Origin of the sequence: Nocardioides aquiterrae (assembly GCF_039526625.1) — a bacterium.
Taxonomy (GTDB): Bacteria; Actinomycetota; Actinomycetes; order Propionibacteriales; family Nocardioidaceae; genus Nocardioides; species Nocardioides aquiterrae.
On sequence record NZ_BAAAJE010000010.1, the window covers coordinates 56,035 to 62,807 of the forward strand.

At 73.0% G+C, this 6,773-nt stretch carries 8 protein-coding genes and 1 pseudogene; 8 read left to right on the forward strand and 1 reads right to left on the reverse strand.

All coding sequences use genetic code 11. The features are described from left to right. The first annotated feature begins 1 nt into the window (after position 1). Positions 2–1,099, forward strand: a complete 1,098-nt coding sequence (aroB, locus tag ABD086_RS11990; protein WP_343907827.1) for a 3-dehydroquinate synthase — start codon at positions 2–4, stop codon at positions 1,097–1,099. Further along, on the forward strand, positions 1,096–1,527 hold the full coding sequence (locus tag ABD086_RS11995) for a type II 3-dehydroquinate dehydratase (RefSeq protein ID WP_343907762.1): 432 nt from the start codon (positions 1,096–1,098) through the stop codon (positions 1,525–1,527). Before aroB ends, ABD086_RS11995 begins: the two co-directional genes overlap by 4 nt. 6 nt (positions 1,528–1,533) lie before the next feature. Here ABD086_RS11995 and ABD086_RS12000 read toward each other — a convergent pair whose 3' ends face one another. Further along, complete coding sequence (locus ABD086_RS12000; RefSeq protein WP_343907763.1) at positions 1,534–2,364, reverse strand: hypothetical protein; 831 nt, start codon at positions 2,362–2,364, stop codon at positions 1,534–1,536. A 92-nt stretch (positions 2,365–2,456) separates the two neighbouring features. Between ABD086_RS12000 and ABD086_RS12005 the strand changes: the two genes are divergently transcribed. The 6 genes and pseudogenes from ABD086_RS12005 to ABD086_RS12030 all read left to right on the forward strand — a co-directional run. Beyond that, a complete protein-coding gene (locus ABD086_RS12005; protein WP_343907764.1) occupies positions 2,457–3,242 on the forward strand; it encodes an SIMPL domain-containing protein in 786 nt (261 codons plus the stop codon). 76 nt (positions 3,243–3,318) lie between these two features. Further along, entirely contained in the window at positions 3,319–3,882 is a 564-nt protein-coding gene (gene efp / locus ABD086_RS12010; RefSeq protein ID WP_343907765.1) for an elongation factor P, read from the forward strand. Continuing rightward, positions 3,882–4,289 (forward strand): transcription antitermination factor NusB, encoded by a 408-nt coding sequence (gene nusB / locus ABD086_RS12015; RefSeq protein WP_343907766.1) that lies wholly within the window; start codon positions 3,882–3,884, stop codon positions 4,287–4,289. The genes efp and nusB overlap by 1 nt, the downstream gene beginning before the upstream one ends. A gap of 16 nt (positions 4,290–4,305) precedes the next feature. Next, positions 4,306–5,682: a dihydrolipoyl dehydrogenase family protein gene (locus ABD086_RS12020; RefSeq protein WP_343907767.1), complete on the forward strand. Its 1,377-nt coding sequence runs from the start codon at positions 4,306–4,308 to the stop codon at positions 5,680–5,682. Further along, positions 5,627–6,433: a DUF1206 domain-containing protein gene (locus ABD086_RS12025; RefSeq protein WP_343907768.1), complete on the forward strand. Its 807-nt coding sequence runs from the start codon at positions 5,627–5,629 to the stop codon at positions 6,431–6,433. The genes ABD086_RS12020 and ABD086_RS12025 overlap by 56 nt, the downstream gene beginning before the upstream one ends. A gap of 72 nt (positions 6,434–6,505) precedes the next feature. Continuing rightward, a pseudogene (locus ABD086_RS12030) lies at positions 6,506–6,773 on the forward strand (hypothetical protein); the annotation flags it as partial.

A 6,773-nucleotide genomic window follows, 5' to 3' on the forward strand; every position in this document is an offset into this window, starting at 1 on the left:
GGTGCGGGACACCGTGCTGCGGGTCGAGGGCGAGTCGCCGTACGACGTCGTGGTCGGCCACGACCTCTCCGAGCGGCTCCCGCAGATGCTCGGGGTCAGCGTGCAGCGGGTCGCGGTGGTGTTCTCGGACGCGCTCGCCGAGCTGGTCCGGCCGGTGCTGGACTCCCTCGCTGCGGCGTACGACGTCATGGTGCTGCCGATCCCGGACGGCGAGCGCGCGAAGAAGGCCGCCGTCGCGGCGTCGTGCTGGGAGGCCCTCGGCGACGCCGGCTTCACCCGCTCCGACGCGATCGTCACGTTCGGCGGCGGTGCGACCACCGACCTGGGCGGGTTCGTGGCCGCCACCTGGCTGCGCGGCGTGCGGGTCGTGCACGTGCCGACCACCCTGCTCGCCATGGTCGACGCGGCGGTGGGCGGCAAGACCGGCATCAACACGCGCAGCGGCAAGAACCTGGTCGGCGCCTTCCACGAGCCGGCCGGCGTGCTCTGCGACCTGTCGCTGCTGCGCTCCCTGCCGCGCCCCGAGCTGGTCGCCGGCCTCGGCGAGGTCGTCAAGTGCGGGTTCATCGCCGACCCGGTCATCCTCGACCTGGTGGAGGACCACGACGTGGACACCCTCACCGCGGACTCGCCGGTGCTGCGCGAGCTGGTGGAGCGCGCGGTCGGCGTGAAGGTCGACGTCGTGACCGCCGACCTCCGCGAGACCGGCGGCACCGGCAGCCACCCGGGGCGGGAGGTCCTGAACTACGGCCACACGATGGGGCACGCCATCGAGCGCACCGAGAACTACCGGATCCGGCACGGCGAGGCGGTCGCGATCGGGTGCGTGTACGTCGCCGAGCTCGCCGCCCGCGCCGGCACGCTCGCACCCGACCTCGTCGACCGGCACCGGTCGGCGTTCGCGAGCGTGGGGCTCCCGACGACGTACTCGAAGGCGGCGTTCGACGACCTGCTCCGGGCGATGAAGGTCGACAAGAAGTCGCGGGGTTCGCAGCTGCGCTTCGTGGTGCTCGCCGACCTCGCGGTGCCCACGGTGCTGGCCGGTCCGTCGGTCGCCGACCTGCGTGACGCGTACGCCGCGATCGGCGGTCGCCGGTGACCCGCGTCCTGGTCCTCAACGGCCCGAACCTGGGCCGGCTCGGGCGGCGCCAGCCGGAGATCTACGGGCACACCACCCATGCCGAGCTCGCGCACCAGTGCGTCGAGTGGGGGCAGGCACTCGGTCTGGACGTCGAGGTGCGGCAGACCAACCACGAGGGCGAGATGCTCGACTGGCTGAACGCCGCCGCCGACGACGGCAACCCGGTGGTGCTCAACGCCGCGGCGTGGACGCACTACTCGTATGCGATCCACGACGCCTGTGCCCAGCTCACCGCGCCGCTGGTGGAGGTGCACATCTCCGACCCCCGGCAGCGCCCCGAGGAGTTCCGCCACACCTCGGTCGTCACCCCGTTCGCCGTCGAGGTCGTCGCCGGCCACGGCGTCGACGGCTACCGCCTCGCCCTGGAGCTCCTCGCGCGAGGTTGACTCGACTCAGGACAGGCTGCCGAGCCAGGTCAGGGACGCCGACTCGAACCCGCTGAAGCCGAGCGGGCCGCCGGAGGTCTGGGTGACCGTCGCGGTGATGAACTCGCCGGCGTTGAGCTTTACGACGCAGGTGGCGTTCACGAACGTCGCCAGCGTGGCGCTCGCCGCGGCGCGGCGGTCGAAGCAGGCCGGGTTCGAGTTGCTGCCGTTGGTCGCGATCGCGACGGTCCGTACGCCCGTCGCGTTGGGGTTGAAGCCCAGGGAGGCGGCGGCGAGGTAGAGCCCGCTCACCGGGGCGACCAGCCTGGTGCCCTCGGCCGGGTCGAACATCGACGCGACGGTCTCGTACTGCTGGCCGGAGCCCCAGTTGACCGTGGTGATGGTGTCGTTCGAGACCGACGTGGCCGACCCGGTGATCCGGACCGCCGGGACGATCGCGATCTCGGGGATGCCGACCGCGCGCGGCCCGATGTCCGGGTCCGGGTAGCTCCCGGTCAGGTCGCCACCGGCGGGGGCGCCGGCGATCGAGCCGGCGGGTCCGGGGTCGCCCTGGGGCCCCGGGGGGCCGGCGGGGCCGGTGTCGCCCTGGGCGCCGGCCGGGCCCTGCGGGCCCTGCGGCCCCTGGGGGCCCTGGGGGCCCTGCTGGCCGCGCAGCGCGTCGCGCGCGGTCTGGGAGATGTCCCTGGTCTGGATCGTGCCGTCCTTGATCTGCTTGCTCGTGATCAGCTTCGCGGCCTGCCGGGCGGAGTCGGCGGCCACGGCCGGCCCGTCGAGCGCGACGAAGAGGGCGAGCAGGCCGAGGGTGATGCCGATCCACTGGCGCTTGAGGGTGTCCATCTGCCGACGGTACGGAGCCGGGACGACCACCGACATGACCCGGAGAGGGGGTGCAGGGGGAACCGATCGGACCATGCCGCCGTCGGACCGGCATGAACGCGAACGTGACGGTGAGCGTGCGGAGCATCCTGCTGGCGACGCTGGTCGCCCTGGCCCTGGTGGTCGCCTACCTGCTCGGGAGCGGCGGGGGACCCGGGACGCCGGCGCGGGCCGCCGACGACCAGGGCGACACCACAGCCCGGCGGGTGCTGACCATGACCGGCACCGGCGACGCGTCCGCCGTGCCCGACGAGCTGTCGTTCGGCCTCGGCGTGACCGTGACCCGCACCGACCTCGGGGACGCCCTCGACGCCGCGAGCGCGACCATGGGCCGGGTCCTGGTGGCCGTGGCGAAGTACGGCGTGGCGAAGTCCGACGTGCAGACCACGGGCCTGTCCATGACGCCGGTCTACGACTACCACCCGTACGATCCGCCGACGATCCGCGGCTACCGCGTCACGCAGCGGGCGAGCGTGCTGGTCAAGGACCTGAAGGCCGGCGGCCGGGCAGTGGCCGCCGCGGTCGCCGCGGGCGGCAACGACGTCCGGGTCTCGAACCTCCGCCTGCTCGTCGGCGACCCGGACGCCGCCACCGCGAGGGCGCGCGACGCCGCGGTCGCCGAGGCGCGGGCGAAGGCGGAGCAGTACGCCGACGCGTCCGGTCAGGCCCTCGGGGACGTGCTGACGCTGCGCGAGGTGCACGTCAAGCCACTGCCGACCACGCCCGCGGTGCACCTGGCCCGCGGGATGATGTACGACGCCGCACTCAAGGGGGTGCCGATCCGCGCCGGGAAGGAGCGCACCGCGGTGACCGTGCGGATGGTGTGGGAGCTCGCCTGATTCGGTCCAGCGCGGCCCCGGCCGATAGACTCGTGCGCTGGTCCCCACCCCGACGTACGAAGGCTGACACGCGCGCATGGCATCCACGAACGACCTCAAGAACGGCATGGTTCTCAACCTCGACGGCCAGCTCTGGTCCGTCGTCGAGTTCCAGCACGTCAAGCCGGGCAAGGGCCCCGCCTTCGTGCGGACCAAGCTGAAGAACGTCGAGTCCAACAAGACCGTCGACAAGACCTTCAACGCCGGCACCAAGGTCGAGACCGCGACCGTCGACCGCCGCACGATGCAGTACCTCTACAACGACGGCACGTCGTACGTCTTCATGGACGTGCAGAGCTACGAGCAGCTCGAGGTCCCGCCGGAGATCGTCGGCAACGCGAAGAACTTCCTCCTGGAGAACCAGGACGTCATCATCGCGACCAACGAGGGGCGCGTGCTCTTCATCGAGCTCCCGGCGTCGGTCGAGCTCGTGATCACCTTCACCGAGCCGGGCCTGGCCGGCGACTCCGCGACCGGCCGCACCAAGCCGGCCACGCTGGAGACCGGCCACGAGATCCAGGTCCCGCTGTTCATCAACCAGGGCGAGAAGGTCAAGGTCGACACCCGCGACTCGTCCTACCTGGGCCGGGTCAAGTCCTAGTGGCGGCCCGCTCCAAGGCCCGCAAGCGGGCGCTGGACGTCCTCTACGCGTCCGAGCTGCGCGGGGAGTCGCCGGTCGACGCCCTCGAGCGCGCGGTCGCCGAGGGCGAGGGCCCGACCAACGAGTACACCACCGTGCTCGTGCGCGGCGTCGAGGAGCACCGGGCGCGGATCGACGAGGTCCTCGCGTCGTACTCCGAGGGCTGGACCCTCGAGCGGATGCCCGCCGTCGACCGCAACGTGCTGCGGCTGGGCGTCTGGGAGCTGCTCTGGTCCGGCGACGTGCCGGACGCGGTGGCGGTCTCCGAGGCGATGGCGCTGGTCCAGGAGCTCTCCACGGACGAGTCGCCGCACTTCGTGAACGGCGTCCTCGGCGCGATCGTGCGCAACAAGGCCTCGCTGGTCTGACCCCTATCGTGGGTGCATGAGCGCTCACGAGGTCGATCTCGTCGTCATCGGCACCGGCCCCGGCGGTGAGGCCCTCGCGAGCGGCGCCGCCTCCGCCGGGCTGGAGGTCGTGGTCGTCGAGAAGCACCTCGTCGGCGGCGAGTGCCCGTACTACGGCTGCATCCCGACCAAGATGATGGTGCGCGGCAGCGACGCCGTCGCGGAGGTACGCCGGGCGCCGCAGGTCGCCGGCGAGGCCACGATCACCCCGGCGTGGTCGGTGGTCGCCCGCCGCATCGACGAGGACGCCACGACCCACTGGGACGACACCATCGCGGTCGAGCGGCTCCAGAAGGCCGGGGCGACCGTCCACCACGGCGTCGCCCGCCTGGCGGGGGTCGGCCGGGTGGTCGTCGAGACCGCCGCGGGGGAGACGCTCGAGTACGCCGCCCGTCGCGGCGTCGTGCTCAACCCCGGCACCCGTCCGGCCGTGCCGCCGGTCGAGGGGCTCGCGGACACGCCGTACTGGACCAACCGCGACGCGGTGCGCCTCACCGAGCTGCCGGGCTCGCTGGTGGTCATCGGCGGCGGGCCGATCGGGGTCGAGCTGGCGCAGGTCTTCGCGCGGTTCGGCGTCCGGGTCACGGTCGTGCAGAACGGCCCGCGGCTGCTGACGGTCAACGAGCCCGAGGCCGGCGAGCTGCTGGAGCGGGTGTTCGTCGAGGAGGGCATCCGGGTCCTGACCGATGCCGAGCTCCGGCACGCGGCGTACGCCGACGGCGCGTTCACCCTCGAGCTCGCCTCGGGCGAGCGGCTGACCGCCGACAAGGTGCTGGTCGCGGCCGGGCGGGTCCCGAACCTCGACGACCTCGGCCTGGAGACGGTGGGGCTCGACCCGCACGCGCGCACCCTCGAGGTCGACGAGTGGCTGCGCGCCGGCGAGAGGCTCTGGGCGATCGGCGACGTCACCGGCCACGGCGCGTTCACCCACGTGTCGATGTACCAGCAGGCGGTGGCCCTGCGCGACATCCTGGGGCAGGGCGGGGAGCCGGCGCGCTACCACGCGGTCCCGCACGTCACGTTCACCGACCCGGAGGTCGGCGGGGTCGGGATGACCGAGCAGCAGGCGCGCGACGCCGGTCTGTCGGTGCGCACCGGGTCCACGGACCTGGCGAGGTCCTCGCGCGGTTTCACGCACGGCCCGGGCGGGCACGGACTGGTCAAGGTCGTCGAGGACGCCGACCGCGGCGTGCTGGTCGGAGCGACAGCCATGGGGCCCGCGGGCGGCGAGATCCTCGGTCTCCTGGCCCTCGCCGTCCACGCGGAGGTCCCCGTCGCCACCCTGAGGTCGATGATCTATGCGTACCCCACTTTCCACCGAGCGATCGAGTCGGCACTCGCCGACCTCTCGTGACGACCGCCTGAAGTACCTCGGGCGCGCGGGGCTGGTCGCCTACGCCGTCGTCTACCTGATGATCGCCTGGCTGGCGGTCCAGCTGGCGTTCGGCGACCGGGCGGGCAACCCGTCGAGCACCGGCGCGCTGCGCGAGCTCGCCCAGCAGCCGCTCGGCGAGGTGCTGGTCTGGGCGGTCTCGCTGGGCATGTTCCTGCTCGCGCTCTGGATGGCCGCGGAGGCCGTGCTGGGCGACGACGGCGCCGGCAAGCGGCTGGCGGCCGCCGGCAAGGCGGTCGTCTACGTCGCGATCGGGTTCAGCGGGGTGAAGGTCGCGGTCGGAGCCGGCTCGTCCGGCAAGGGCGAGGACACCTGGACCGCGAAGCTGATGAACGTGCCCGCCGGCCAGGTCCTGGTCGGGCTGGTCGGCCTGGCGATCATCGCGTTCGGGATCTACGAGCTCTACCGGGCCTGGACGGACAAGTACGCGGAGATGCTCACCCAGGAGGGTCGCCGCGGGGCGAGCGGCACGGCGTACCTCTGGTTCGGGAAGATCGGCTGCGCGGCCCGCGGCGTGGCCTTCGCGATCGTCGGCGGGCTGTTCGTCTACGCCGCGATCACCCACGACGCGAAGAAGTCAGGTGGTCTCGACCAGGCGCTCTACAAGGTCCTCGCCCAGCCCTTCGGCCCGGTGCTGCTGACCGCGATCGGGCTCGGCCTGGCCTGCTTCGGGCTGTTCACGCTGGCCCGCGCCCGACACCTGCGCGACTGACGCGTGTGACCCGAGCGATTTCGGGGAAGGACGTGCGTGCAGGACGGTCCTGCCATCTCGAAGGGGGCATCGATGTCGCAGGAAGCGTGGAGCTCGGGCGGCTCGCGACACGACGACGACAACACCAGCGACCGGCTGTACAAGCCCGAGGACCTCGCGGCGTACGCCGCGCGCCGGGACGCCCGCGACGCCTCCGGGCCCGGTGAGCGGCCCGATCCGTTGAGCGACCCGCTGGGCGACCCGCTGCCGTCGGCCGAGGCGCCGGCGATCCCGGCGGCACCGCTCCCGGCGGCACCGCTCCCGGCGGCACCGCTCCCGGCGGCACCGCTCCCGGCGGCAC